Source organism: [Mycobacterium] manitobense, assembly GCF_025821665.1.
Taxonomy (GTDB): domain Bacteria; phylum Actinomycetota; class Actinomycetes; order Mycobacteriales; family Mycobacteriaceae; genus Mycobacterium; species Mycobacterium arseniciresistens.
The window spans coordinates 70,528-96,478 of sequence record NZ_JACKSJ010000062.1; the positions used below are offsets into that span (position 1 = coordinate 70,528).

The 25,951-nt window shown below is 68.4% G+C and carries 26 protein-coding genes; 12 read left to right on the forward strand and 14 right to left on the reverse strand.

All coding sequences use genetic code 11. From position 1 onward, the window contains the following. Positions 1 to 21: 21 nt before the first annotated feature. On the reverse strand, positions 22 to 1,752 hold the full coding sequence (gene ctaD, locus H7I41_RS07770) for an aa3-type cytochrome oxidase subunit I (RefSeq protein WP_264011993.1): 1,731 nt from the start codon (positions 1,750 to 1,752) through the stop codon (positions 22 to 24). A 171-nt stretch (positions 1,753 to 1,923) separates the two neighbouring features. On the opposite strand from ctaD, the gene H7I41_RS07775 reads away from it, so the two are divergent. After that, a complete protein-coding gene (locus H7I41_RS07775) occupies positions 1,924 to 3,003 on the forward strand; it encodes an ABC transporter substrate-binding protein (protein ID WP_372503712.1) in 1,080 nt (359 codons plus the stop codon). On the opposite strand, the gene H7I41_RS07780 is transcribed toward H7I41_RS07775, so the two are convergent. Further along, on the reverse strand, positions 2,996 to 4,870 hold the full coding sequence (locus H7I41_RS07780; protein WP_264011994.1) for a DUF4139 domain-containing protein: 1,875 nt from the start codon (positions 4,868 to 4,870) through the stop codon (positions 2,996 to 2,998). The two genes, H7I41_RS07775 and H7I41_RS07780, sit on opposite strands and share 8 nt — an antisense overlap. A gap of 74 nt (positions 4,871 to 4,944) precedes the next feature. Between H7I41_RS07780 and H7I41_RS07785 the strand changes: the two genes are divergently transcribed. Then, positions 4,945 to 5,220: a YciI family protein gene (locus tag H7I41_RS07785; RefSeq protein WP_264011995.1), complete on the forward strand. Its 276-nt coding sequence runs from the start codon at positions 4,945 to 4,947 to the stop codon at positions 5,218 to 5,220. Between the two features lie 93 nt (positions 5,221 to 5,313). Continuing rightward, positions 5,314 to 6,360: an NAD(P)-dependent alcohol dehydrogenase gene (locus H7I41_RS07790; protein WP_264011996.1), complete on the forward strand. Its 1,047-nt coding sequence runs from the start codon at positions 5,314 to 5,316 to the stop codon at positions 6,358 to 6,360. Positions 6,361 to 6,417: 57 nt separating this feature from the next. Here H7I41_RS07790 and H7I41_RS07795 read toward each other — a convergent pair whose 3' ends face one another. Both H7I41_RS07795 and H7I41_RS07800 read right to left on the reverse strand, forming a co-directional pair. Next, positions 6,418 to 7,377, reverse strand: coding sequence for an alpha/beta hydrolase (locus tag H7I41_RS07795; protein WP_264011997.1), 960 nt, complete (start codon positions 7,375 to 7,377; stop codon positions 6,418 to 6,420). A gap of 230 nt (positions 7,378 to 7,607) precedes the next feature. Next, the gene (locus tag H7I41_RS07800; protein WP_264011998.1) at positions 7,608 to 7,949 is read right to left on the reverse strand and encodes a hypothetical protein; all 342 of its coding nucleotides are present in this window, start codon (positions 7,947 to 7,949) and stop codon (positions 7,608 to 7,610) included. 137 nt (positions 7,950 to 8,086) lie between these two features. On the opposite strand from H7I41_RS07800, the gene H7I41_RS07805 reads away from it, so the two are divergent. Continuing rightward, complete coding sequence (locus tag H7I41_RS07805) at positions 8,087 to 11,026, forward strand: ATP-binding protein (protein WP_264011999.1); 2,940 nt, start codon at positions 8,087 to 8,089, stop codon at positions 11,024 to 11,026. A gap of 136 nt (positions 11,027 to 11,162) precedes the next feature. Then, positions 11,163 to 12,002 (forward strand): mycofactocin-coupled SDR family oxidoreductase, encoded by an 840-nt coding sequence (locus H7I41_RS07810; protein ID WP_264012000.1) that lies wholly within the window; start codon positions 11,163 to 11,165, stop codon positions 12,000 to 12,002. A 13-nt stretch (positions 12,003 to 12,015) separates the two neighbouring features. On the opposite strand, the gene H7I41_RS07815 is transcribed toward H7I41_RS07810, so the two are convergent. Beyond that, a complete protein-coding gene (locus tag H7I41_RS07815) occupies positions 12,016 to 12,618 on the reverse strand; it encodes a TetR/AcrR family transcriptional regulator (RefSeq protein ID WP_264012001.1) in 603 nt (200 codons plus the stop codon). Positions 12,619 to 12,866: 248 nt separating this feature from the next. On the opposite strand from H7I41_RS07815, the gene H7I41_RS07820 reads away from it, so the two are divergent. After that, a complete protein-coding gene (locus H7I41_RS07820; protein ID WP_264012002.1) occupies positions 12,867 to 14,147 on the forward strand; it encodes a cytochrome P450 in 1,281 nt (426 codons plus the stop codon). 2 nt (positions 14,148 to 14,149) lie between these two features. Here H7I41_RS07820 and H7I41_RS07825 read toward each other — a convergent pair whose 3' ends face one another. Genes H7I41_RS07825 through H7I41_RS07840 form a run of 4 tightly spaced genes read right to left on the reverse strand, consistent with a single transcriptional unit; the run spans position 14,150 to position 18,076 of the window. Next, positions 14,150 to 15,604: an aldehyde dehydrogenase family protein gene (locus H7I41_RS07825; protein ID WP_264012003.1), complete on the reverse strand. Its 1,455-nt coding sequence runs from the start codon at positions 15,602 to 15,604 to the stop codon at positions 14,150 to 14,152. Further along, a complete protein-coding gene (locus H7I41_RS07830; RefSeq protein ID WP_264012004.1) occupies positions 15,601 to 16,413 on the reverse strand; it encodes a carboxymuconolactone decarboxylase family protein in 813 nt (270 codons plus the stop codon). The genes H7I41_RS07825 and H7I41_RS07830 overlap by 4 nt, the downstream gene beginning before the upstream one ends. Before the next feature lie 13 nt (positions 16,414 to 16,426). Then, positions 16,427 to 17,239 (reverse strand): mycofactocin-coupled SDR family oxidoreductase, encoded by an 813-nt coding sequence (locus H7I41_RS07835; RefSeq protein WP_264012005.1) that lies wholly within the window; start codon positions 17,237 to 17,239, stop codon positions 16,427 to 16,429. A 6-nt stretch (positions 17,240 to 17,245) separates the two neighbouring features. Next, on the reverse strand, positions 17,246 to 18,076 hold the full coding sequence (locus tag H7I41_RS07840; RefSeq protein ID WP_264012006.1) for a mycofactocin-coupled SDR family oxidoreductase: 831 nt from the start codon (positions 18,074 to 18,076) through the stop codon (positions 17,246 to 17,248). Positions 18,077 to 18,189: 113 nt separating this feature from the next. Here H7I41_RS07840 and H7I41_RS07845 point away from each other — a divergent pair, with 113 nt between their 5' ends. After that, positions 18,190 to 18,816 (forward strand): TetR/AcrR family transcriptional regulator, encoded by a 627-nt coding sequence (locus H7I41_RS07845; protein ID WP_264012007.1) that lies wholly within the window; start codon positions 18,190 to 18,192, stop codon positions 18,814 to 18,816. On the opposite strand, the gene H7I41_RS07850 is transcribed toward H7I41_RS07845, so the two are convergent. The 3 genes from H7I41_RS07850 to H7I41_RS07860 form a co-directional block, all read right to left on the reverse strand. Continuing rightward, positions 18,788 to 19,240 carry a hypothetical protein gene (locus H7I41_RS07850; RefSeq protein ID WP_264012008.1) on the reverse strand — a complete coding sequence of 151 codons (453 nt, stop codon included), beginning with the start codon at positions 19,238 to 19,240 and terminating at the stop codon, positions 18,788 to 18,790. The two genes, H7I41_RS07845 and H7I41_RS07850, sit on opposite strands and share 29 nt — an antisense overlap. 124 nt (positions 19,241 to 19,364) lie before the next feature. Further along, a complete protein-coding gene (gene nrdF / locus H7I41_RS07855; RefSeq protein WP_276008485.1) occupies positions 19,365 to 20,327 on the reverse strand; it encodes a class 1b ribonucleoside-diphosphate reductase subunit beta in 963 nt (320 codons plus the stop codon). A 135-nt stretch (positions 20,328 to 20,462) separates the two neighbouring features. After that, on the reverse strand, positions 20,463 to 21,203 hold the full coding sequence (locus tag H7I41_RS07860; protein ID WP_264012010.1) for a TetR/AcrR family transcriptional regulator: 741 nt from the start codon (positions 21,201 to 21,203) through the stop codon (positions 20,463 to 20,465). A 153-nt stretch (positions 21,204 to 21,356) separates the two neighbouring features. On the opposite strand from H7I41_RS07860, the gene H7I41_RS07865 reads away from it, so the two are divergent. From H7I41_RS07865 to H7I41_RS07875, 3 genes are all read left to right on the forward strand, one after another. Further along, positions 21,357 to 22,538, forward strand: a complete 1,182-nt coding sequence (locus tag H7I41_RS07865; RefSeq protein WP_264012011.1) for an NAD(P)/FAD-dependent oxidoreductase — start codon at positions 21,357 to 21,359, stop codon at positions 22,536 to 22,538. A 119-nt stretch (positions 22,539 to 22,657) separates the two neighbouring features. After that, the gene (locus H7I41_RS07870; protein WP_264012012.1) at positions 22,658 to 23,068 is read left to right on the forward strand and encodes a VOC family protein; all 411 of its coding nucleotides are present in this window, start codon (positions 22,658 to 22,660) and stop codon (positions 23,066 to 23,068) included. Positions 23,069 to 23,086: 18 nt separating this feature from the next. Beyond that, positions 23,087 to 23,371, forward strand: coding sequence for a hypothetical protein (locus tag H7I41_RS07875; protein WP_264012013.1), 285 nt, complete (start codon positions 23,087 to 23,089; stop codon positions 23,369 to 23,371). Here H7I41_RS07875 and H7I41_RS07880 read toward each other — a convergent pair. Beyond that, the gene (locus H7I41_RS07880) at positions 23,350 to 23,721 is read right to left on the reverse strand and encodes a hypothetical protein (RefSeq protein ID WP_372503701.1); all 372 of its coding nucleotides are present in this window, start codon (positions 23,719 to 23,721) and stop codon (positions 23,350 to 23,352) included. The genes H7I41_RS07875 and H7I41_RS07880 overlap by 22 nt on opposite strands. A 229-nt stretch (positions 23,722 to 23,950) precedes the next feature. Between H7I41_RS07880 and H7I41_RS07885 the strand changes: the two genes are divergently transcribed. Next, the gene (locus tag H7I41_RS07885) at positions 23,951 to 24,676 is read left to right on the forward strand and encodes a DUF6882 domain-containing protein (protein WP_264012015.1); all 726 of its coding nucleotides are present in this window, start codon (positions 23,951 to 23,953) and stop codon (positions 24,674 to 24,676) included. Beyond that, entirely contained in the window at positions 24,673 to 25,209 is a 537-nt protein-coding gene (locus H7I41_RS07890) for an SMI1/KNR4 family protein (protein WP_264012016.1), read from the forward strand. The genes H7I41_RS07885 and H7I41_RS07890 overlap by 4 nt, the downstream gene beginning before the upstream one ends. A gap of 16 nt (positions 25,210 to 25,225) precedes the next feature. On the opposite strand, the gene H7I41_RS07895 is transcribed toward H7I41_RS07890, so the two are convergent. Further along, the gene (locus tag H7I41_RS07895) at positions 25,226 to 25,939 is read right to left on the reverse strand and encodes a LysR family substrate-binding domain-containing protein (RefSeq protein WP_264012017.1); all 714 of its coding nucleotides are present in this window, start codon (positions 25,937 to 25,939) and stop codon (positions 25,226 to 25,228) included. Positions 25,940 to 25,951 lie beyond the last annotated feature (12 nt).

Consider the following 25,951-nt stretch of genomic DNA (forward strand, 5'->3'; position numbering starts at 1 on the left):
CCCTGATGTCGCAGCAGTCCATCAACTGGACGCGTCGATGGGCTTGGGCTCGTCCGCATGGTGGTCGCGACCGACGTGCGCCTCGGCGCGCATCCGCTCCACCATGTGCGGATAGTGCAGCTCGAACGCCGGGCGCTCGGACCGGATCCGCGGCAGCTCGGTGAAGTTGTGCCGCGGCGGCGGGCAGCTGGTCGCCCACTCCAGCGAGTTGCCGTAGCCCCAAGGATCGTCGACGGTCACCGGTTCGCCGTAGCGCCAGCTCTTGAAGACGTTCCAGACGAACGGCAGCGTCGAGATGCCGAGGATGAACGCACCGATGGTCGACACGATATTGAGCGTGGTGAAGCCGTCCGACGGCAGGTAGTCGGCGTAGCGGCGCGGCATGCCCTCGTCGCCCACCCAGTGCTGCACCAGGAAGGTGGCGTGGAAGCCGATAAAGGTGAGCCAGAAGTGCAGCTTGCCCAGCCGTTCGTCGAGCAGCCTGCCGGTCATCTTCGGGAACCAGAAGTAGATGCCGGCGTACGTGGCGAACACGATGGTGCCGAACAGCACGTAGTGGAAGTGCGCGATGACGAAGTAGCTGTCGGTCACGTGGAAGTCGATGGGCGGGCTGGCCAGCAGCACACCGGACAGGCCACCGAGCAGGAAGGTCACCAGGAAGCCGACCGAGAACAACATCGGTGTCTCGAACGTCAACTGGCCTTTCCACATCGTGCCTATCCAGTTGAAGAACTTGATCCCGGTGGGCACGGCTATGAGGAACGTCATGAACGAGAAGAACGGCAGCAGCACCGCGCCGGTGGCGTACATGTGGTGCGCCCACACCGCGACCGACAGCGCGGCGATGGCCAGCGTCGCGTAGATCAGGGTGGTGTAGCCGAAGATCGGCTTGCGCGAGAACACCGGGAAGATCTCGGTCACGATCCCGAAGAAGGGCAGGGCGATGATGTACACCTCGGGATGGCCGAAGAACCAGAAGAGGTGTTGCCAGAGCAGCACGCCGCCGTTGGCCGGGTCGTAGACGTGGGCGCCGAGATGGCGGTCGGCGGCGAGGCCGAACAGCGCCGCGGTGAGCAGCGGGAAGGCCAGCAGCACCAGGATCGACGTCACCAGGATGTTCCAGGTGAAGATCGGCATCCGGAACATGGTCATACCGGGCGCACGCATGCAGACCACCGTGGTGATCATGTTGACGCCACCGAGGATGGTGCCGAGACCGCCGACGGCCAGGCCCATGATCCACAGGTCGCCGCCGGCACCCGGTGAGTGGATGGCGTCGGTCAGCGGCGAGTAGGCGGTCCAGCCGAAGTCGGCCGCGCCGCCGGGGGTGATGAAGCCGGCGATCGCGATCAGCGCGCCGAACAGGAAGAGCCAGAACGAGAAGGCGTTGAGCCGCGGGAACGCCACGTCGGGCGCGCCGATCTGCAGCGGAAGCACCAGGTTGGCGAAGCCGAACACGATGGGCGTGGCGTAGAACAGCAGCATCACCGTGCCGTGCATGGTGAACAGCTGGTTGTACTGCTCGTTGGACAGGAACTGCAGGCCCGGCACCGCGAGTTCGGTGCGCATGAACAGCGCCATCAACCCGCCGATGAAGAAGAACACGAAGCAGGCGACGCAGTACATGATGCCGATCAGCTTGTGATCGGTGGTGGTGATCAGTTTGTAGATCAGGTTGCCCTTGGGGCCGAGCCTCTCCGGAAAGGGGCGCCGTGCCTCGAGTTCTCCGATTGGGGGCGCTTCGGCTACCAAGAGATCCTCCAAAGGTCCTGTGCGGGGCGGGCCCCGCGTGTTTCGTACTGAATCTTATCGCTCTGCGGGGGCCGGGTCAGCCTGGGTCCTACAAATTGTCGTAATTCGGCTCGGATCGGCGGTCCGACCGCTGGACCGGTGGTCACCGCGATGGATGTTACCGTCGGCCACGTGCTGATCAGCGGACCGCGGATGCGGCTGTGCGCAGCGGCATCGGCCGTGGTCGTGGCGGTCGCCGTGACCTCCTGCGGATCGTCGGGCGAGCCGGCAGGCGCCCCGCCCGCGGCGTCGACCTTGGTGACCAGTACGACGAGCATCGCCGGTGCGGGTGTGCTGGGCAACGACCGCAGGCCCGACGAGTCCTGTGCGCCCGAGCCGGCGCGGGTCGACCCGGGTGCGCGTGAGCGCCCCGTCCGCCATGCCGTCGGCGAGACGCAGGTGCCTGCGGACCCGCAGCGCATCGTGGTGCTCTCCGGTGACCAGCTCGACGCGCTGTGTGCGCTCGGGCTGCAGGGCCGCATCGTCGCCGCGGCGCTGCCCGACGGCGCGGCCGACCAGCCCTCCTACCTGGGCCGCGTGGTGCACGACGTGCCGGGCGCGGGCAGCCGCAGCGATCCCGACCTCGCGGCGATCGACGCCGCCGACCCCGACCTCATCCTGGGCTCGCAGGCCCTGACACCACAGGCCTACCCCGCGTTGTCGGCGATCGCCCCGACCGTGTTCACCGGCCCGCCCGGAGTGGACTGGAAAGCCAATCTGCGCACGGTCGGTGCTGCCACCGGCCGGTTCGATGCCGCGGGCGACCTGATCGACGGCTTTGACGAGGCCGCCCGCAGGACCGGAGCCGAGAACGACGCCGCGCACTTCCAGGCCTCGGTGGCGCAGCTCACCGACACCACGCTGCGGGTCTACGGCGTGGACGACTTCGCGGGCAGCGTGCTCGCGGAGGTCGGGCTCGATCGCCCCGCCGCGCAGCGCTTCACCGACAAGCCCTACGTCGAGGTCGCCACGGCCGACTCCCCCGACTACGCCATCGCCGACGGCGACATCGTCTACCTGTCCTTCGCGTCGGCCGCCGCACGTGAGCGTGCCGCCGAGGTGTTCGACAGCGACGCCTGGCGCGCATTGTCGGCCACCCGGGACCACCGGGTGTTCACGGTCAACAACGAGATCTGGCACACCGGCCAGGGCATCGTCGCGGCGCGCGGCATCCTTGCCGACCTGCGGCAGGTCAACGCCCCGATCAACTGACCCCGCTCGCGATCAAGCGCTCGAGTTCGGTTGCTGCGGAACGATTCTCGGCGTCGACGCGGTCGCGGTTGCGCCGGATGTCGGCATCGAGGGCGGCGGCCCGGTCCTGCAACGCCACCAGCTGATCGACGGTGCGGGCGCGCACCTCGCCCTCCGGGCCCGCGTCACGGAGCACCTCGAGCTGTTCGGCGATACGGGCCTGGCCGGCGAACGCCTCGTCGCGCTCCTCGACCATCCGGTCGCGCTCGGCTTCCATCCGGCGGGCCGCCTCCCAGTGCTCCAGCACCCCGCGCAGCTCCCGGAAGGTCGACTCGTCGAGCAGCCTGCGCGACAGCCAGTCGCCGAGCTGGTCGGGCGACAACCGGTCGTAGCCGGCGGTGATCTGCGTCCGGTAGGACTCGAGCACCGTCAGTTCCGCATGCCCGTGCGCGGGCACGTCGATCCGGAACCGGTGGTGCGTGGCGGTCTGCTCGACCGGTGCGACCGCGCCGTCCAGCTGGTACCCGGTACGACGGCGCAGCTCGACCCAGAGCTCGACGGCGGTGTCGCCGTCGTTGTCGGCACGCCACAGGTGCTGCTCGTCACGACGCTGCTCCTCGATCAGCCCCTCCCGGCCGAGCCGCACCTTCGTGGTCACCGTCCGGTGGCCGGTTGACTTGGCGCAGCGCACCGCGAGGTCCTTGGCGAACGTCAGCCGCAGCTGGGCACCGCGGGCGGTGTACGGCAGCATCGCCTCCCCGGCATAACTGCCGTCGTCGTACACCACGGCGGCACCCTCCTCGAGCACCACGCCGGTGGAGTTGGTGAACACCAGCACGATGTCGGGCGCCGAGCCCGACCCGTCGCGCCAGACCCGCTCCCGGCGGGCGTCTTCGAGCCGGGTGGTCACCATCGGAACCATCGCCGACCCGCCGCGCGCCAACGTGACGGGTGCGGTCAGCCGGTACTCGAAATGCTCACCGCGGTCACCGGTTTCGGAGTAATCGGCGTCAGCCGCGCCTGGGTCGGCATAGGCCGTCTCCCGTGCCATCATGGCCCTCACGGGCATCGGAGCACCGCTCGGCGCGGGCGCCGAGGCCACGCGCTCCTCCTCCTCCACCACCGTCCGCCGCACCCACTTGCCGTGGTAGAGGTCGATGTCGAACGACACCGGCTGCCCGGTGGTGAGGGTCAGTGCCACGTCGGCCAATTCCTCGTCGACGGGGTTGTGCACGATGGCCAGCCCGAGCAGCGTGACCGCCGTGCCGTCGCACACCAGCCGGTAGGACACCCGCCACACCGGTGCGGGCACGACGTAGGAGACCCGCACGTCGTCGGCGGCGCCGTCGAGGCGGACCGCCACGGTGCGCTGCTCTCCGGCCGTCGCCGCGCGGGACCGCTCCACCAGATAACCCAGGTCGTCCCGGGACGGCTCCTCGACCAGATCGACGCCGCGGACACCGGCGAGATCCACCAGGCGCAGTGCCCCCTCCCCCGTCCGCAGCACGAGCAGCCGCCGCGGCGCCGCGGTACCGCCATCCGCCTCGTCCACGCCGATCACCTCGCCACGGTGGACACCGTCGTCGGCGGCCAGCTCGACGGTGCGCCCGCGCACGGCGTCGAGCAGGCCGGTGAGCGCCGCACCCGGCGTGAGCAGCAGCTTGCGGGCCGCCAGCAGCGCATCGGAGTCGCTGGGGGTCTCGAATCCGACCCCGCCGAAGGCGGCCGTCCCGCGGATGACGCCGACCGCCAACGACTTCAGCACGTCGTTCATGTCGCCCTGCCGGAAGGACAGCTCGAAGGACCCGTCGGCGGGACCGCTGCGCTCCAGGTAGGCCACGCCGTGCTTGTACATCACCAGGCGGGTGACCCGCGGTCGCTGATTCACCACCCGATCTTAGCGAAATACGTTGGCTGACATGGCTTTATCGTGAAGTGGCGAGATCGAGTAGTGTCGTCGGCGTGTTTCACGTCCTCACGCTGACCTACCAGCAGCCCCTCGACGTCATCGACAAGACCCGGACCGCGCATCTCGCATGGCTCGAAGAGGAGATCGCGGCGGGCCGCCTCCTGCTCGCCGGCCGGCAGGAGTCCCAGGCCGGCGGCGTCCTGGTCACCGGTGACATCGGTGTCGAGGACGCCGAGGCGGTGATCGCCGCCGACCCCTACCAGCAGGCCGGCGTGGTGTCGTATACGCGGCTGTCGTTCAACGGCGCCTTCCGCGCGCCGGGCCTGTAGGGGATATCTCACAGCCCGGTCGGGAGTAATCGGTCCGCCGGCCTTCGTTGTTCCCGGTTGCATTCAAAAATCGACGAGCACGAAGAGGACTGCATGACCACCGTCTCCGCCTACGCCGCGACCTCGGCCACCGAGCCGCTGACCAGGACCACCGTCACCCGCCGGCCGGTCGGACCGCACGACGTCGCGTTCGACATTCATTTCGCCGGCATCTGTCACTCCGACATCCACACCGTCCGCGCCGAATGGGGCAGCGTGAAGTACCCGATCGTGCCCGGCCACGAGATCGCCGGGGTGGTCACCGAGGTCGGCTCCGAGGTCACCAAGTACCAGGTGGGCGACCGGGTGGGCGTCGGCTGCTTCGTCGACTCCTGCCGCGAATGCCCCGAATGCCGCGCCGGCAACGAGCAGTACTGCACGGGCGGCGGCATGGTCGGCACGTACAACGGTGTGGGCCGCGACGGCGAGCCGACGCAGGGCGGCTACAGCGGGGCGATCGTCGTGGACGAGAGCTACGTGCTGCGCATCCCCGAGAACATCGGGCTCGACGAGGCGGCGCCGCTGCTGTGCGCGGGGATCACCACCTACTCCCCGCTGCGGCACTGGGGCGCCGGGCCGGGCACCTCGGTAGCGGTCATCGGCCTCGGCGGGCTGGGCCACCTGGCCGTCAAGCTGGCCGTCGCGATGGGTGCCGAGGTCACGGTGCTGAGCCAGTCGCTCAAGAAGATGGAGGACGGGCTGCGTCTCGGCGCGCGGGACTACCGCGCGACCAGCGACCGGAACACCTTCAGGGAGCTGGCGGGATCCTTCGACCTGATCATCAACACCGTGTCGGCGAACCTGAACCTGGCCGACTACCTCAAACTGCTGAAGTTGGACGGCACCCTCGTCGAGCTCGGCATGCCGGAGAACCCGATGGCGGTGCCTGCGGGTGCGCTGATCTTCGGCCGGCGCAGCATCGCCGGTTCGCTGATCGGCGGGATCCGCGAGACCCAGGAGATGCTCGACTTCTGCGCCGAGCACGATGTGCGGCCCGAGATCGAGGTGGTGGCGCCGGAGTACGTCAACGAGGCCTACGAGCGGGTGCTGGCGAGCGACGTGCGGTACCGGTTCGTCATCGACACCTCGTCACTGCGCTAGGACGACCGACGACAACGGCCGGAGCGGATGTCCGCTCCGGCCGTTGCCTTCGAAACCTCAGGCGCCCAGCGTGCGCTGGATGTCGCCCTTCATGGCGTTGAGCTGCGAACCCCAGTAGCCCCAGCCGTGCGTGCCGTTGGCCGGGAAGTTGAACGTCGCGTTGCTGCCACCGTCAGCCGTGTAGGCCTCTTGGAACGCCCGGTTGCTGTCCTGGGTGATGCTCTCCAGCAGCTGACCGGGGATGTCACCGCCGCCACCGAGGTCCCCCGGCCTGCCGTTGCCGGTGTACACCCAGATCCGGGTGCCGTTGGCCGCCAGCCGGCCCGCCTGCAGCGTCGGGTCGTTGCGCTGCCAGGCCGGACCGCCGCCGGGTCCCCACATGGCGGTCGCGTCGAAGCCGCCGGCGTCGCGCATCGAGAAGCCGACCAGCGTGGGCCAGATGCCCTGGGACAGGTTGAGGAATCCCGAGAGCGATCCCGCGTAGGAGAACTGGCCCGGGTGGTAGGCGGCGAGGATCAGCGCCGAGCTACCCGACATCGACAGCCCGACCACGGCGTTTCCGCTGGGCGAGATGCCCTTGTTGGCCGAGAGGTAAGCGGGCAGTTCGGAGGTCAGGAACGTCTCCCACTGGTAGCTCTGCGTCCTGCCGTTGCCGACGGCCGGGCTCTGCCAGTTGGTGTAGAAGCTGGACATGCCGCCGACGGGCATGACGACCGACAGGCCCGACTGGTAGTAGTTCTCGAAGGCGGCGGTCTCGATGTCCCACCCGCTGTTGTCGTCGCGGGCACGCAGCCCGTCGAGCAGGTAGACCGCCTTCGATCCGCCACCCTGGAACTTCACCGGGATGTCGCGGCCCATCGCCGCCGACGGCACCATCAGCGTCTCGACCGGCAGGCCCGGCCTCGAGTACGCCGCCGCGGAGGCCGACCCACCGGCGACCGCGACGAGCGCCGGCAGCATGAGCGCCGCCAGCGCGCCCGCCGCGAAGCGGCGGACCGATCGGGATATTGATGTCATCTCTCACGCTCCATCTGAAGGGGTGCCGCGGCGCGGCACATCGCAGGACGCGGCCCGGCTCACGGATCACCCGGCTCGGGATGCCGCTGCTTGGCATCCGCCGCGACGAAAGCCCAACGACCGACTGTTTCGGTGTTGACATGGACTTTGTCGCCCACCGGTACCCCGCCGTTACGCCGTCAACCTTCACGTCACCAACACGTCATGGCCGACAGACCCGTGCGATGGAGCTACTTCTTGCGCTGACTCTCGGCGTACTCCTGCGGCCTGTTCTTCTTCATCCACGCCCGCATCGGCCAGAACAGCAGCCACAGCACGGGATAGACCGTGACGTAGAAGAGGCCGTAACACGCCAGCCCGAACAGCACGCCGGCCACCCAAGCCGGGTAGACGATCACCAGACAGAACTGCACGAATTGCTTGACCACCACCGGGTAGCCGTCGGCCCAGCTCCACACCGTCCTCGGGCTCATGGCGCCGACCAGTTGCCGCCATGTCGACTGCTTGCCCTCGGCGACCTCGGCCTGCACCGTCTGATCGGGCCCGTGGGGCGTGGCGTCCGGGATGGTCATGATCACCGTCTTCCTGTGATGTCCCTGCTGAGCCGATACGTCTGCGGTGGGCAAACTAGTCTTGCGACGTTGGAGTTCGATTGGACGACTCGCGGGAGGCCTCACCGGCCTCCCCGGCCGCGGACGGACGGTGTCGCTTGGACTTCCTGATGCTCGGGCCGCTGACCGTGCTGCGTGACGGCGAACCGCGGCCACTCGGAGGCCTGCGCCAACGGGCGGTCCTGGCCGCGTTGCTCCTCAACGCCGGCCGCGACGTCGAGATCGACCGGCTGATCGACGATGTCTGGCACGACGCTGCCCCGCGCAAACCCGTGCTGTCACTGCGCGCCTATGTCGCCAATCTGCGCCGGATACTCGGCGCCGACCTCGGCCTGACCACCGGGACCAGCTCCTACTGCCTCGACGTCGGGAACCACCGGGTCGATGCCAGGGACTTCGAGGACCTGATCGAGCGGGGTCGGCGTCAGCTCGACAGCGGCGACGCCGAGGGTTCGTCGCGGACCCTGCAGCGGGCACTCGGGCTCTGGCGTGGCACGCCCCTGTCGGACCTGCGCAATGAGGTGTTCGTCCAACAGGAGGTGCACCGGCTCGAGACACTACGGGCCGACGCCGTGGAGGCGCGGTTCGAGGCGGAGCTCCGGCTCGGACGCGCCGAGGCCTCGATCGCGGGCCTCGCGCTCGAGGTGGCCGCCAATCCGATGCGGGAACCGCTGTCGGCCCAGCTGATGGTGGCGCTCTACCGCGCCGGTCGCCGCTCGGAGGCGCTGCGCGCCTATGCGCAGCTGGCCGCCGTGCTCGACGAGGAGCTCGGGGTGCGGCCCGGCCTGCCGCTGCAGCGCCTCGCCGAGCAGATCCGGGACGAGTCTCCCGACCTCGACTGGCGGCCCGCCCGCGGCGGCCGGCAGCAGGCACCGAGAGACATCAGCGAGAGCGCGTTGCACGGACGGTCCGCGGAGCTCCATCGGCTTCGCGCCGCACTGACCGCTGCGGCGGCAGGCCGGGGCAGCATCGCCGTCCTCACCGGCGACAGCGGCGTCGGCAAGACGGCGTTGGCGACCGAAACAGCCCGTGCCGCGGATGGTCTCGGCATGTCGGTGACCTGGGCCGGACATGCGGGCGACGTGGTGCGGCCGCCGATGTGGGCTTGGAACGAGGTGATCGGGCAGGCGAGCGCGGACCCGGACGAGTCCGGCGCCCACGCCGAGTACGACCTCGCCCAGTCCACCGCACGGGCCGTCGCGGCACAGTCGAAGAAGACACCCACCGTCGTGGTGCTCGACGACCTTCACCGCGCTGACGGTCTCACCTGCGACGTCCTCGAGCTGCTGTCCGACGCCGTACATCGGGTGCCGCTGCTGATTCTCGCCACGTGGCAGGCCGGCGGCGACGAGCGCCCGCTGCGCGAGGACGCCTTCGACCGCCTCCTGAGCCGCGCCCACATCACACTGATCTCGCTACGGGGCATCGACGCCGAGGCGACCGCCGTGCTGATCAGAGAACTGACGGGAATCGAACCGACTCCAGAGTTCACAGCAGCGGTGCGGACCCGTACCGGCGGGAACCCCTTTTACATCGGCGAATTGGTGCGTCTGCTCCACGACAGCGAACGCCTCGACGCCACCACCAGGGTGATCGAGGGTGACGACGTCCCCGACGCCGTGTCGGGCATCGTCCGCCGCCGGATGGCCGATCTGCCCGACGCCACGCGCAGGGTGCTCACCGCGGCGGCCGTCACCGGGATGGAGTTCCCCATCGCCCGGCTGGCCACGGCGTTGCAAATGAGCGCGCATGCCGCGGCCGCCGACCTCGAGCCCGCCCTGGCCGCCGGTCTGCTGCGGGACTCGACCGACCAGTTCGGGGCCTACCGCTTCAGCCACGGCCTGGTACGCGACGCGATCGCGTCGCAGATCGCCGGCGTGGCCCGCGCCGAACTCCATGCCGAACTCGCGCGCGCCCATGCGGCGGCGTCGGCCGGCCGCACACCGCAGGAGACGGCCGACGGCGCGCTGCACGCCTGGCGTGCGGGTGGCGCCCTCGACCCGCACACCGCGCTCGCGCTCATCGACGGGGCGCGTCGCGATGCGTGGACAAGGTCGATGTACGCCGAAGTGGCCGAATTGGACCGCCGCGCACTGGAGGTCTGCGCCCGGCTGCCCGCCGACCCCGGACGCACCGCACGCGAGACCGATCTGCGGATGCAGCTGGCGTCGGTCGAAGCGGTGGTGAACGGCCAGAGTTCGATGGGAGTGCTCGAGGACCTACGGCGCTCCTCGGAGGGGGACGCCGACGCGGAGCCGTTCACCGTGGCGGTGGCCATGGGCTGCCTCGAGGCCTGTGGATCGGGGCGCTACCACGAGGCGCGGGTGCTCTCCGACGGGTTGATCGCCTACCACGAATCGACCGGCGACGGCCTCGCCGGATCGGCCGGGCATTACATCCGGGCACTCGCACAGTTCATGCGCGGGCAGCTCGACCCGTGCGTCAGCACCCTCGAACGACTCTGGGAGCATCCGGCCGACTGGGAACGGTACGGCGCGCTGGCCTCGTTCGACGTCATCGCCTACGGCGTCGGATGCCATGCCTATGCGCTGCGCGGTGACCTGGATGCGGCCGAGTCGGCGATCGCGCGCGGGGTCGCACTGGGCGGCGCGCGCAACGACGGCTTCGGCACAGCGGTCGTCCGGACCGCGGCCGTGCAGCTGTCCGCGATGCTCGGCAACGTCGACGGGCTCGCGCAGCGGGCTGACCAGGTGCTCGGCGAGCTCACCGAACTCGGTGTCGAGCAATTCATTCCGGGCGCTCAGCTCATCCGCGGCTGGGCGCTCGCGACGGGTCCGGACGGCATCGACACCACCGAGGACATGCACGACGCGATCGCCGCGCATGCCAGGGGCGGACGACGGATCTTCTCGCCGCTGTACTACGCGCTGCTCTCCGACGTCGAGTCCGCCCATCGGGATCGGGCGCAGGCAGTGGCCGCGCTGGATGCGGCGGAACGCATCTCGGCGGCCACCGGTGAGCGGGTGTGGGACGCGATGCTGTCCGCGCGCCGGCTCGCGTTGCGCGCCTCGGTCTAGCGCGAGCTCCGCCCGTCCGGTCCCCCGCGGGAAGTCGACCCCCCTTGACTCCGCGGGCCGTCACTGCCAGAGTCCTGATCGATCGATCAGTTCTCTCTCGCCCGCCCGAGTGCGGCGCCAACCGGAGGTGTAGAGCATGGGTGACCGCGTAGCGGGCAAGGTCGCATTCGTCACGGGAGCGGCCCGGGGCCAGGGCCGGAGCCACGCCCTGAGACTCGCGCAGGAGGGCGCCGACATCATCGCGGTGGACGTCTGCGCGCCGGTCAGCAGCAACAGCGTGATCCCGCCGTCCACACCCGACGACTTGGCCGAGACCGCCGACTTGATCAAGGGACAGAACCGCCGCATCGTCACCGTCGAGGTCGACGTCCGCGACTACGACGCCCTCAAGGCCGCCGTGGACAGCGGTGTCGAACAGCTCGGGCGACTGGACATCATCGTCGCCAACGCAGGCATCGGCAACGGCGGACAGACGTTGGACAAGACCAGCGAGCAGGATTGGCAGGACATGATCGACGTCAACCTGTCCGGGGTGTGGAAGACGGTCAAGGCCGGTGTGCCGCACATTCTCTCGGGTGGGCGCGGCGGCTCGATCGTGCTCACCAGTTCGGTCGGTGGGCTCAAGGCCTATCCACACACCGGCCACTACATCGCCGCGAAACATGGTGTGGTCGGGCTGATGCGGACGTTCGCGGTCGAACTGGGCGAGCATTCCATCCGGGTCAACTCCGTGCACCCGACCAACGTCAACACCCCGATGTTCATGAACGAAGGGACCATGCGCCTCTTCCGGCCCGACCTGGACGCGCCCGGACCTGACGACATGGCGGTCGTCGCCAGGATGATGCACGTGCTGCCCGTCGGATGGGTCGAACCCGAGGACATCAGCAATGCCGTGCTGTTCCTCGCCTCCGACGAGGCGCGTTACGTGACCGGTCTTCCCGTTACCGTGGACGCCGGCAGCATGCTGAAGTGACCCGGGGACGGTGTCACGGCTTCCGGGCCGACGGCGCGTCGCCGTCGTACCGGACCAAAAAGCGTTCGAGGAACGCGCGCATCTGATCGTGCCCGTCGGTGACACCGATGGCGATCTCGTTGCAGAGGCTGCGTGCCATCTGCGCCACCAGCATCGAGACGACGACCGGCGGGTAGTCCTCGAGGTCCACGCCGTGGGTGCGCAGCGCGACGGTCACCGCGGCCGTCTCGATGTCGCGCACCCGCTCGGCGTATGCCTTCAGTTCGGCGCCGATCACCTTGCGGTGATTGGCCATCGCCATGAACTCGGTGTTCAGACCGGTGCGGCGGGGGTCGGAGTTGATCACCCACAGCGCCCGCAGCGGGTTGTCCTCGGTGAGCGCCTTGCGCATCTCTGCCAGGGAGACCTCGGCTCCGGCCCGCAGCACCGCCAGGAACAGGTCGTCCATCGTGTCGAAGTAGTAGTAGACCAGCGCCGGCTTCACGCCGGCCACGGCGGCGACCCGCCGCGAGGTGGCCGCGGCATAGCCCTCGTCCCGCATGATTTGAGCGGTGGCCTCGATCAGGCGAAGCCGTGCGCCGGCGTCCTTCGCCTTCGGCTTTCCGGGGGCAGCCATCTCAGCAGTCTCCACGATCCGTTGTCGCATCGGGCGATTCGCCGTCGGCGGCCCGCGTCTTGACCACCGTAATCGACGCGTGGTATCCATGACCAGTCACGAAATTTGATCGATCGATCAGTTTTTTGGAGGGCGTCGCCGATGTCTGCGTCAGCTCGACGTGTCCACGTCGACACACATCTGTGCGGCGCGATCAGCGTTGTATCCGAGCAGCATTCACCAGACCGGACCGGAAGGACGGCGACGGCATGACCGATCTGGCTTCAGTGGACTACTTCACCGACGCGGCGACCGCCCAGGATCCCTACGGCTATCTCGAGTGGCTCCGCAGCCATGGCCCGGTGTACCGGGAGCCACACCACGGGGTGGTGGCCGTGACGGGTTACGGGGAGGTCATGGCGGCGTTCAAGGACTTCGATTCCTTCTCCGCGGTCAATGCGATCGGCGGCCCGTTCCCTCCGCTGCCGTTCGAACCCGAGGGTGACGACATCACCGAACAGATCGAGGCGCACCGGCACGAGTTTCCGATCTTCGAACACATGGTGGTCATGGATCCGCCCGCGCACGAACGGGCCCGGTCGCTGCTGAGCAGGCTGCTGACACCGCGACGGCTCCAGGAGAACGAGGAGTTCATGTGGCGACTGGTCGACGACCAGCTCGACGAGTTCATCGCCAACGGCAGATGCGAGTTCCTCTCCGAGTACGCCCGCCCCTTCGCGACGCTCGCGATCACCGACCTGCTGGGCGTGCCGGCCGAGGACCGCGCCGAGTTCCGCCGCGCACTTGGCGCCGAGAAGCCGGCGGGTAACCGGGTGGGCGCGCTCGACGGTGAACCGGTGGGCCTGAATCCGCTGGAGTACCTCGATGACAAGTTCTGCGGGTACATCTCCGAGCGCCGGCGCGAACCTCGCGAGGACGTGCTGAGCGGCATGGCGTGTGCGACCTATCCCGACGGTTCGGTGCCCGAAGTGCTCGAGGTCGCCAAGCCCGCCACCTTCCTGTTCGCGGCCGGCCAGGAAACCGTCACCAAGTTGTTGAGCGCGGCCGTGCAGACCCTCGGGGACCGCCCGGAGTTCCAGCAGATCCTGCGCGAACGCCGGGAGTTGATACCGGCGTTCATCGAGGAGTCCCTTCGCCTCGAGAGCCCCACCAAGGTCGACTTCCGGCTCGCCCGCAAGACGACGACGCTGGCGGGGGTGCACATCCCGGCCGGCACCGTGCTGATGCTCTGCCTCGGCGCGGCGAACCGGGACCCGCGAAAGTTCGACGAGCCAAAGGAGTTCCGGCTGGATCGCAAGAACGTCCGCGAACACATCGCGTTCGGCCGGGGAATCCACACCTGCGCAGGCGCTCCCCTGGCCCGCGTCGAGGGACGCATCACCGTGCACCGGCTCCTCGACCGGATGCGGGACATCACCATCAGCGAATCCGATCACGGTCCCGCCGGCAGCCGTCGCTACGGCTACGAGCCGACGTTCCTGCTCCGCGGGCTGACCGAACTGCACATCGAGTTCAGCCAGGCAGGGTGAGCTCAGCCCATGCCGATGCGGATGTTCTTCACCTGCATGAACTCGTGGAGGCCGTCGACGCCACCCGTGCGGCCGAACCCGCTTCTCTTGTAACCGCCGTAGGGTCCCTGCGGCGAGATGATGCTCAGCTGATTGATCCACACCGAACCCGCCTCCAGCCGCCGGGCGACGCGATGGGCGCGGGTGAGGTCGCGGGTGTGGACGAATGCGTTCAGCCCGTAGGGGGTGTCGTTGGCGAGGCGCAGCGCCTCGGCTTCGTCGCGGAAGCGGATGACGGAGACCACCGGGCCGAACGTCTCGGTCTGTGCGAGCGCGGAGGCATTGTCGACGTCGCCGAAGACGGTCGGTTCGATGTAGTAGCCCGGCGCGAGGCCGCCGCCGATCCGGGTGCCGCCGAGCAGCAGCTCACCCGACTTCTGCGCCACCGCATCCCCGATGACGCCGAGGATGCGGTCAGCCGCGGTGGCGCTGATGACCGGGCCGAAGAACACCGTCGGGTCCAGCGGGTCACCGATCTTGGCCGCGGCTACCGCTGCGAGGAACTTGTCGAGGAACACGTCGTACACCGCATCGTGGACCAGCACGCGGCTGGCGCACGCACAGCTCTGGCCGGACTGCATCAGCGGTCCCTGATGGGCCGCCAACGCTGCGGCCTGATCGAGGTCGGCGTCGGAGAAGACGACGTTCGCGGACTTGCCGCCCAGTTCGGCGACCACGGGCGTCAGGTTCGCCGCGGCGGCGACGAGCACCCGCCGTGCCGTGGCGTCGCCACCGGTGAAATGGACCTTGCGGATGCCGGGGTGGCGGACCAGCGCCTCCCCGCCCTCGGCGCCGGCCGGGACGACGTTGACCAGACCCGGCGGCAGGCCCGCCTCGATGCAGAGTTCGCCGAACCGCAGCGCAGCCATCGGCGCGAGCTCGGAGGGCTTGAGCACCACGGCGTTCCCCGCGGCAAGCGCCGGCGCGACACACGACGCGGCGACCGCCAGCGCACCGTTCCACGGAGTGATCACCGCGACCACGCCGTAGGGTTCCCGCTCGATGAGGTTGACGTCGAACGACCCGTTGACCGGCGAACTGGTGCCGTGCGGCTTGTCGGCGTAGCCCGCGAAGTGACGGATGAACCACTCGAGCATCCGCGCAGTGCCTGCGAACGACACCGGCACCGCGTAGTCGTGCACGTTGAGCAGGGCGAGTTCGTCGAGGTGGTCGCGCACGACGTCGGCGAGGTCGACCATGAGGTCGCGACGCCGGTCCACGGTCAGCGACATCCAGGCGCGGTGCGCCTCCCAGGCGGAGGCGACGGCGCGGTCCATCTCGGCCGCACCCGCGAGGGTCACGGTGGCATTGGGCTCACCGGTGGCGGGGTAGATGTGCTCGTGGCGGCCGCCGGAGGACTGGGTGACGGGTTCGCCGTCGATCAGCAGACCGCTGGGCAGCGAGAGGGCGGTGCTCACTGCGGCACGCCCCCTTCGGTCCGCCACTCCTCGAGCACCCGCTCCTTCTGCCGTCCGATCTCGTCGTTGAGCTGCGAGGCCTTCGCCCAGCCGTAGTAGGCGGCGAATTGCAGTGCCAGCTCATCCATTTCGGTGAACGTGATGTCCCGGCTCTTCAAGGCAGCGTAGACGTGGCTCAGGATCGGATACGGCGCGTCCTGAAACGCCACACATGCGACGGTGACGAAGCGACGTTCCCTCATGCCCAGTCCCGGGCGCTGCCACATCTCACCGAAGACGAAGTTGAGGATGCCCGCACCGGAGTAGGGGTTGTCACGCGTGGGCACATACGGCACGCAGTTGACGTCGCGGAAGGCCTGTTCGCCGCTCGCGAGGCGGTCCAGCGGATCGCTCGGTGTCACCAGTGGGAGCAGCGGGTCCGGTTGCGGGGTCTGCGATCCGCGCTCGCGGTGGATGCGTTCCCACTGCTCGTCGACGACCATGTTGAACCGCGAGGCCTTCGGCCAGCCGCTGTAGACAGCGAAATGCAATACGGTCTCCCGCATCTCGGTGATCGTCAGATCACCGCTGTTGAGTGCGGCGTAGACGTGGTCGCGCAACGGGCCCTCGGCGTCGGCGGCTGCGACGCAGGGCAGCGTGACGAACCGCCGGTTCCGGCGGCTGAGTCCCGGCCGGTCCCAGACCTCGCCGAAGACGAAGTCGACCAGGCCGATGGATGCGGGGGTCATGTCGTCGGGGGCGGTGAAGGTCATCACGTCGGAGAACGCGTGCCTGCCGCGGGTCGAGCGTTCGGTGCCCGTCGTCGTCATCTGATGTCTCCACTCATCGCAGGGTGACGCCCGCGTCGACCTTGAACTCGAGGCCGGTCACGTAGCGGGATTCGTCGGAAGCCAGGAACAGCACCGCGTTGCTGATGTCGATCGCCTCGGCCATCACGATCGGCATGGCGTTGAGGAAGATCGGCACGAGATCGGGCCTCGCCTCGGCGAGCAGGCCGTGCAGCGACGCCGGCTGCATGCCCGTCTCGACCCCGGTCGGGTGCACGGTGTTCACCCGGATGTTCTGTGCTGCAAGCTCGTTGGCGAGTGCCCGGCTCAGCCCCACCACGCCGTGCTTGGACGCGGTGTACGGCGTGTGCAGCGGCGTGCCCTTCAGCCCGGCCGCCGAGCTTATGTTGATCAGGCTGCCGCCGTGGTCGACCAGGTGTGGCAGCGCGGCAGCACACGTGTTCCATGTTCCGATCAGGTTCACGTCGACGACGGTGCGCCACTGCTCGGGCGTGGTGGTGTCCCAGGTGCCCACGGTCAGCACGCCCGCGTTGGCTACCGATGCGTCCAGCCCGCCGAGTTCCGCGACGCCGTCGGCCACGGCGGCCGCCAGCGCAGCGGCGTCGCGCACGTCGACCACGTGGGTCACCGCGCGCCTGCCGTGCTTCTCGACCAGGCGCGCGGTCTCCTCGAGGTCGTGGCGGGTCGCCAGCGGATACTCGACTTCGGGCAGCGACGCGCAGATGTCGACGAGGATGAGATCGGCGCCTTCTTCGGCCAGCCGCACCGCGTGGCTGCGGCCCATGCCGCGGGCCGCGCCGGCGATCAGGACCCGCTTGCCCGCGACCCGCCCGGGTGTTGACGTCATCGCGGCCTACAACTTGTTGCAGAAGCCGGCGTCCACCGGGAACGTGACCCCGGTGACGTACTTGGCCGCGTCGGACACCAGATAGGCGATCGCCGCGCTGATGTCCTCGGGTTCGAGCAGTCCGACCGGCATCGGGTTCTGCAGGTGCGGGCCGCCGCCCGGATAGTTCTCCAAGAACGACGTCATCGCCGGGTTCACCGCCATCATCGTGTTCACCGCGGTCGGGTGCACTGTGTTGACCCGGATGCTCTCGGAGGCAAGCGCATTGGACAGCGTTCGCATGAGCCCGACGATGCCGTGCTTTGACGCGGCGTACGCGAGGCCACCGCCCTGCAGGCCGCCGAACCCGCGAAGGCCCGCGGTGGAACTGGTGAAGACGATCGACCCGCCCCGGCCGCCGGCGATCAGGTGCGGAATCGCGGCCTTCGCGGTGTGGAACGCGCCCACCAGGTTGACGTCGAGCACGTCGGTCCACTGCTCGAGTTCTTCCTCGATGGTCAGTTCGCGGAACGCCATGATCGCGATACCCGCGTTGGCGCAGACGATGTCGAGGCGGCCGAAGTGCTGCACGCCCGCGGTGAGCGCCGCGTCGACGGCGGCGTAGTCGCGGACGTCGGCGACCGACCCGAGCATCTTGCCCCCGGCTCGCTCGACGAGCGCGATCGTCTCGTCGAGTTCTTCGCGGCTGGCCATCGGGTAGCCGTTGGACGCGATGTCGGCGCAGATGTCGACACCGATGATGTCGGCGCCGTCTGCCGCGAGGCGCACGGCGTGACTGCGCCCTTGGCCGCGGGCGACGCCCGTGATGAATGCGACCTTGCCGTCCAGAGAACCCATGTATCCGCTCCATTGCGCTGGTCACACACCGAAGGCGGTGTGACGTGAGTAACCGTGTTACACCGGGTACAGTAACCGCGTTACCCGCCGACGGCAAGGGAGGTGTTCATCAGGTGGCCAGCACGGAAAGCAGTGACGGCCGACGCGCCGAGAACCGGGACGCCATCCTGGACACCGTCGCCGAACTGCTCGAGACCGAAGGCTATGACGCGGTTCAGTTGCGCGAGGTCGCCCGTCGCAGCCGGACGTCACTCGCCACCATCTACAAGCGCTACCCGAACCGCGACGAACTGATCATCGCGGCGCTGCACTCATGGATGGACGAGCATCGGTACTCGGGCCTGGTGCATCAGAGTCCCGCACCCGGCGAGTCGGTCTACGACGGGATGATGCGGGTGTTGCGCACCATCTTCGAGCCGTGGGAGCACCACCCGGCGATGCTGACGGCGTTCTTCCGGGCTCGCGCCGCGCCGCGCGGACAGCAGATCTTCCGGCGCGGTCTCGACATCACCGTTCCGTCGTTCATGCAGGTGCTCGCCGGCGTCGACGACGCCTTCGTCCGCGATCTCGAGACCATTCTGTCCACCGTGATCTACGGACTGCTCGGCCGGTTCGCGGCGGGCGAGATCGCGATCACCGACATCCTCCCCAGCCTCGACCGCACCGTGTACTGGCTCACGGCCGGCTACCAGGCGGCCGGGACGGCGTCGGTCAGATCTGACGCATCTCCGTCTCGTTGATCGTCATCCCGTGCTCGTAGAAGTCGTTGACGATGTACGCCTTGAAGGGGTCGTTGCGGATCGTCCAGCCGTTCACGCGGTAGGTCTCACGGGGACCCAGCACGACGTCGCCGTCTGCGGGAGGAAGCGTCCCGCTGAACCAGAATCTCTCGCCGGTGCCGCGGACCACGGCGAGGCTTTGCTGCGGAATATAGGGGGCGACCGCCGGTGACGTGCCGAACGGCCGGCCGTTCGTCAACCCGCACACCGCCATCGGCCCGCCGCCCCGCGGGACGTCATCGGTGCTGATGAGGCATCTGAGCTTGCCGTCCTGGACGCGAACCACCTGGTCACCGTCGGCGGCGCCCGCGTGCGCGGCGAGGGGATACGCGGTCACGGCGATCACTGCCGCCGACGCCGCGAGGAATGCTCCAACCATGGTCATCCCGATTCGAGTCGACATCCTTGTCGGGACGTGATGCTTCCACGACCCGTAGCTCCAGATGGCCGATTTCGGGCGTTTCGTCGTTTGCCGGCGGAACGCCGTCGTGCGCGCTATAAAGCCTGCGCTAGAAGTCCCAGTCCTCGTCGGTGGTGACGACGGCTTTACCGATGACGTAGCTGGAGCCGGACCCGGAGAAGAAGTCGTGGTTCTCGTCGGCGTTGGGGCTCAGCGCCGACAGGATCGCCGGGTTCACGTCGGTCTCGTCCCGCGGGAACAGCGCCTCGTAGCCGAGATTCATCAACGCCTTGTTGGCGTTGTAGCGAAGGAACTTCTTGACGTCCTCGGTCAGCCCCACCTCGTCGTAGAGGTCCTGGGTGTACTCGACCTCGTTGTCGTAGAGCTCGAACAGCAGCTCGTAGGTGTAGTCCTTGAGTTCGGCCTTGGTCGCCTCGTCGTGCAGGGCCAGACCGCGCTGGAACTTGTAGCCGATGTAGTAGCCGTGCACGGCCTCGTCGCGGATGATCAGCCGGATCATGTCGGCGGTGTTGGTCAGCTTGGCCCGGCTCGACCAGTACATCGGCAGATAGAAGCCGGAGTAGAAGAGGAAGCTCTCGAGCAGCGTGGAGGCCACCTTGCGCTTGAGCGGCTCGTCGCCCTTGTAGTACTGCATGACGATCTCGGCTTTGCGCTGCAGGTTCGCGTTCTCCTCCGACCACCGGAACGCGTCGTCGATGTCGGCGGTCGAGCACAGCGTCGAGAAGATGTTGCTGTAGCTGCGCGCGTGCACCGACTCCATGAACGCGATGTTGGTGTACACCGCCTCCTCGTGCGGGGTGAGCGCATCGGGGATCAGGCTGACCGCGCCGACGGTGCCCTGGATGGTGTCAAGCAGGGTCAGGCCGGTGAAGACCCGCATCGTCAACTGCTTCTCGTGGGCGTTGAGCGTGTTCCAGGACGGGATGTCATTGGACACCGGGACCTTCTCCGGCAGCCAGAAGTTACCGGTCAGCCGGTCCCAGACCTCGGCGTCCTTCTCGTCCTGCACCCGGTTCCAGTTGATCGCCGAGACGCGGTCGATCAACTTCATGCCATCGCTCACCAGAACCCCACTTCACCAGGCTTTTCGCACGTCCGCTATAGCCGCTCTATAGCCACTAGCGACACTACTCGTAGTGGCCGACACCTCGAGGGAACCCAAGATATTGGGTTTGCGGCGTGTCGTTCAGGCGACGTTCTCGCGGCGCCGGACGCCCTCGTGCAGCGGCAGATCAGGGTCGAGTTTGATGCCGAGCAGGTCGCAGGTGCCGCCGATCGCGCCGACCATGATCGTGGTCAGATGCGCCACGAAGTCGTCGGTCGACATCCGACGCGGGGTGTCGACGCCGAGGCCGAGCCACCAGTCGGTGGCCGAGGCGATCGAGCCGAAGGCGGCGTAGGCGGCCAGTTCCAGCGCGTCGGCGTCCAGCTCGATCTCGCGCAGTTCCTTGTCGAACATGCTGGCCATCGCCACGGTGATCTCGCGGCTCTCGTTGAGCGCGCGCATGGTCGATTCGCTCTGCTCGGCGAAGCGGCCCTGGATCAGGAAGCGGATGACGTTGGGGTGCTCGTCGACCAGTCGCACGTATTGCTCGACGCTGCGCCGGATGATCTCGCGACCCGGGTCGGAGTTCAGGTCGATCGACGGGAAGATCGCCGTCCACAGCATGTCCCGCAGCCGCTGGCCGATCGCCTGGAACAGGTCGGACTTGTCGGCGAAGTGGCGGTAGATCTTGGGCTTGGCCGTGCCGGCCTCCTCGGCGATCTCACGCAGGCTCAGATCGGGGCCCAACCGGTCGATCGCCCGGAACGCGGCGTCGACGATCTCCGACCGCACTTTCTTGCGGTGTTCGCGCCAGCGTTCGCTACGAGCGTCCACCTTGGCGCCCGTTTCGTCACCGGTGCGTGACCTCGACCCTCGTCGCACGGGCTCACTGTACCCGCCTCGTAGCCGCTGACCTGCTCATAGGCGACGTGTGACGCATTCCTTACCGCCGCTGGCCTGCGGTTCGCCCGGGGAGAACGGTTCCACCGACTTGGGTACTATCTCTGCGACAGCTCAATCGACGAGACGAGAAGTATGACGCAGCGATACGACCTGGTGATCGCCGGCGGTGGACCGTCGGGTTCGGCCGCCGCCTGGCAGGCCGCCCAGACCGGTGCGAAGGTCGTGGTCCTGGACAAGGCCGAGTTCCCGCGCGACAAGCCGTGCGGCGACGGCCTGACCGCCCGCGCGGTCAGCTACCTGCAGAAGATGGGCCTGGCCGACGAGGTGGCCACCTACCACCGGGTCAACCGGGTCACGGTGTTCAGCCCCAGCCAATGGGAACTGTCCTTCCCGACGCGGCCCGGCATGCCCGACCACGGCCACACTGTGAGCCGCACCCACCTCGACACGGTGCTGCTCAAGCACGCGGAGTCCGCGGGCGCCGAGGTCCGGCAGGGCGCCGAGGTCACCGGACCCGAGGTCGACGCCAACGGCCGGGTCATCGGCGTGGTGCTCAAGGGCGGCGAGAAGGTCTACGGCGACGCGGTGATCGCGGCCGACGGTGCCTACTCCCCCATCAAGCGGGCGCTGAAGATCGACTCGCAGTACAACGGGTACCAGGCCATCGCGATCCGGTCGGAGATGCACGCCAACCGGCCGGACTCCGATTCGCTCGACATCTACCTCAAGCTGGCCTTCCAAGGCGACCAGTTGCCGGGCTACGGCTGGGTGTTCCCGATGGGCGACGGCATCTTCAACATCGGCTTGGGCTACGTCAACAGCTACAAGAACTGGCAGTCGATCAACGCCACCCAGTTCCTCGGCGAGTTCCTCCGCACGCTGCCGCGCGAGTGGGACCTGCCGCCGATCGAGGAGCTCAAGAAGAACAAGAGCGTCCGGGCGTGGCGACTGCCGATGGGCTTCACCGCGTGGCCGCCGTGGCGGCCGGGCGTGCTGTTCACCGGCGACTCGCTGGGTGCGGGCAAGCCGGCGTCCGGCGCTGGCATCTCCAAGGCGCTGGAGTCCGGGCTCGCCGCGGGCGAATGCGCCATCGCCGCGCTGACCAACGGCGGCCCCGACGACTTCACCAACTACGCCAACAGGATGGAAGCCGCGTGGGGCCGGGAGTACAAGCGCGGCCGCTACTTCCACAAGCTGGCCGGCATTCCCGCCGTCGCGAACAACGGCATCAAGCTGATCGACAACGCGCTCTTCCGCGATCGCATGCTGAAGTCGCTGTACAAGAAGGCGCAGGGCCCGCAGCACAAGTACTGACCCCGAAGTTTCCGCCCCGCCGATTCATCGGCGCCGCCGAGTGTGGACCCAGGCACGTTCTCCGTGCATGGTCCACACTCGGCGTTCTTCGTGTCGGACTCTTTCGGTAGACCTTTTCTGTGACCGCAGCGCAGTTGACCGCCTTCATCTGTTACCGCGACCCGGACGCGATGGTCGACTGGGTGACCAAGGTTCTCGGGTTCGACGTCGTGCGCAGCTTCCGCGACGCCGGCCACGTCGCCCATGCCGAGCTCAGACGCGGCGACGCGGTGGTGTGCATCCAGCGCGACGACCGCGGATACGACGTCCCGGCCGTCAAGGGCGACTGTGTCGGCTCCGGGCTGTACGTGGTGGTCGACGCCGCCGACGTCGACGCGATCCACGACCGCGCAAGGGCCGCCGGAACCACGGTGCTCATCCCGCCGGAGACCACGCCATGGGGCAATCACCGCGTCGAACTCCTCGACCCGGAGGGCCGGCAGTGGTCGATCGGCTCCTACCTACCGGGGCAGCCCGGCGACGACTGGTGAGCGGCTAACGTGCCGGGCATGCGACTCACCAACGACTGCTATCTCGTGACGCTGCGCTTCGATTCCGGTGTGGAGCACTACTTCCGCGACGGCGAGCGGTGGGCCAAGGTGACCGCACGCGGACGCCGGATGCCCGCGACCGCCGAACAGGTGATGAACCATCTGCTGCCTGCGCTCGCCGGCGTCAAGCCGGGCATCGCGGTCGATGTCCGGCACCGCGACCTCAACGACGATGCCGGACGATTGCTGGACGAACTGCGCGGTGAAGCCTCAGCAGACGGTCAGTGCGGTGTGAGCCCGTAGACGTAGTAGCACGGCCAGTTCTGCTCCCCAGGAGCGCTGACCAATGCAGGCGACCACATGGTCGGCACACCGCGGACGACCCAACAGTTCTTGTCGGCGAGATCGACGCCGTTGGGATTGTCCGGCGGCGCCGCTTGCGGCGCCTGCTGCGGTTGGTTCTGCGGCAGGTCGGGAACTTCGGGGAGGCCGGGCTGTTGCTGCTTCTGCTGGCGCTCGTCGCAGATCTGCTGATGCGAGGGGGTCCGCGGCGACTCGTCCGGCTCCAGCGGGCCACAATCGATGGCAGGCTCGAAGGGTTGCGCACTCGCCATCGGCGCGCCGCCCAGGATCGCGGCCGCAGCGGCCGCCACCATGAGACCTCGTACAGCAAATCCCCGGCACGATGGCATGGGCTCCCCTCCCTGTGGAAAGAACAGTAGACACCGGCGGGAGCCAAGATCGATACCGCTCAGCGCGAGCGGCGCGAATGCAATTTCCGTTTGCAAGCGCTTTTCCTCGTCGCGGGTGCGGCAAGCGCCCACAGCGAGGGCGTCACATTGGCGTCCCACCGTGCTCTCGAACGCCTTTAGTGTTCTGTACATGGCCATCGCATTCGACGACCTGCGCGCGCTTCACGACTCCGGGGCGTTGTACGCGCTGCTGTCGCAAATGTTGATGAACGAGGGCGTAAAGCAGCGGCTGGATGGTGAATTCGACTGGTCGGCGGACCTGGACGCGGATGCTCTTGTCTTCACCGGCCGCGCCTCGGGCGCGACGATCTCCACTTCGGTCGAGTTGATGGCCACTGTTGCGCCCGGCCCCCAGAGCATGATGTGGGGGCGTGCGCAGCCGCGCGGGGGTGGTGTCGGCGCACAGAGGATCCTCGATCACGGACGCGCGGAGAATCTGCCGAGCCTGCTGAACGACGAGGTGCCGCTTCCCGACGGCTGGGATCCCTACGACACCGCTGAAGATGTCGCACAGGAGATCAGCGCCGTGGTGTCAGCGGTCACCGGCGGTGGGCTCACCTCAGTCGTCCCTGTCGATGGCGGCACGCTCGCCGTGCTCCTGCTCGGTGACCTCGACTTCGCCAGACCCCGCATCGATCACCGCTTCCTGGCCCGCGCACCGATGGCGCTGGGGACCGGTTTGATCGACGACCACCGCAACGCTGTACACGGTCTCGCCGTGATGTCCGGCTGGGCGATCGATTGGAGCGAGAACTGGGACCGCGCTGATCTCAGCGATCCGGTGACCGGCAATTCTTCTGCCGCCGAGTTCGACGAGCACGGCAGGCTGGTCAAACTCGAAGGTGCACTGAGTTGACCGCGGCGGCTCGACTGGCCGCCGCCGGTGTGGTGACCGTCGAACAGGGCCTGACAGACGGCGAGCTCGCGGATGTCGAGCAGGCGTTGGGCTTCACGTTCGCCGACGACCACCGGGCGTTCCTCGCCGCGGGGCTACCGGTGGGCCCGACGTGGCCGGACTGGCGCAGCGAAGGTCGCCGGAGTCTGCACAAGCGGCTGCGACTGCCGCTCGACGGGATCCTGTTCGCGGTGGAGTGGAGTGCATTCTGGCCGCCCGCGTGGGGGCAGCGGCCCGCCAGCATGAAACATGCGCTGCGAACGGCGAATTACGAGTTGGCGCGCGCGCCCCGGCTGCTGCCGCTGCATGGGAACCACTACCTGCCTGCCGGTGCCGGCTCGTCGGGCGCGCCCGTGTTGTCGGTGGTCCAGGCCGATGTCACCGTTGTGGGCCGGGACGTCGCGGAGTACATCGAGTCCCTCGTCGACCCCGACGCTGCGCAGTCCCCGGTCGCCGCACCCCATGTCGAGTTCTGGTCGGACCTGATCGACTGAAGCGGGCACGGGGTTATCAGCGGCGCCCGCGCGCGGCCCGGCCCGGCTTGCGGGCGACTTTTCCGGCGGCGGCGCGGGCCGCCTGTTTGGCGAGAGTCTTCTCCCGTGCGGTGCGTTTCGGTGCCGGCTGGTCCTGCGTCCGCGACGAACCGGGTTTGCGGCCCCGCACGATCCCGATGAACTCCTGGACCAGCACCGGCTGCGGGCCCTCCCGGACGGCGAGCGCCACCGGACACGTCGGCGCGTCGGTGATCGAGCGGTATGTGAGGTCCTTGCGGTGGTGGAGCCGCGCCAGCGACTGCGGAACCAGGAGTGCGCCGATCCCGGCGGCGACGAGTTCGATTGCCTCCCCAGTGGTCTCGGGCCGGTGATCAACCGGGGCGCCGGGTGCGTCCGCCCAGCCCAGGACGTCGTCGCGTGGGACCAACGTGGGCTCACCGTCGAGATCCGCGGCGGTGATCTCGTCGGCGGCCGTGAGTATGTGATCGGTCGGCACCACGGCGACCGTGGTCTCTTCGTAGAGCGGGATGACGGCAAGCCCGGACGTCTCGGCCGGCAGCCGGAGCACCGCCACGTCGAGGGCGCCCTGCCTGACTTCGGCGGCCGCGTCCGCCGCGGCGACGATGCGCAACTGCAGCGGGACGTCGGGGTGGCGCTCCGCCCAGATCCGGGCCCACTTCGCGGGCGTCCCACCGGGGACGTAACCGAGGGTGAGCGAGGCCGGATCCACCGCATCAGGCTA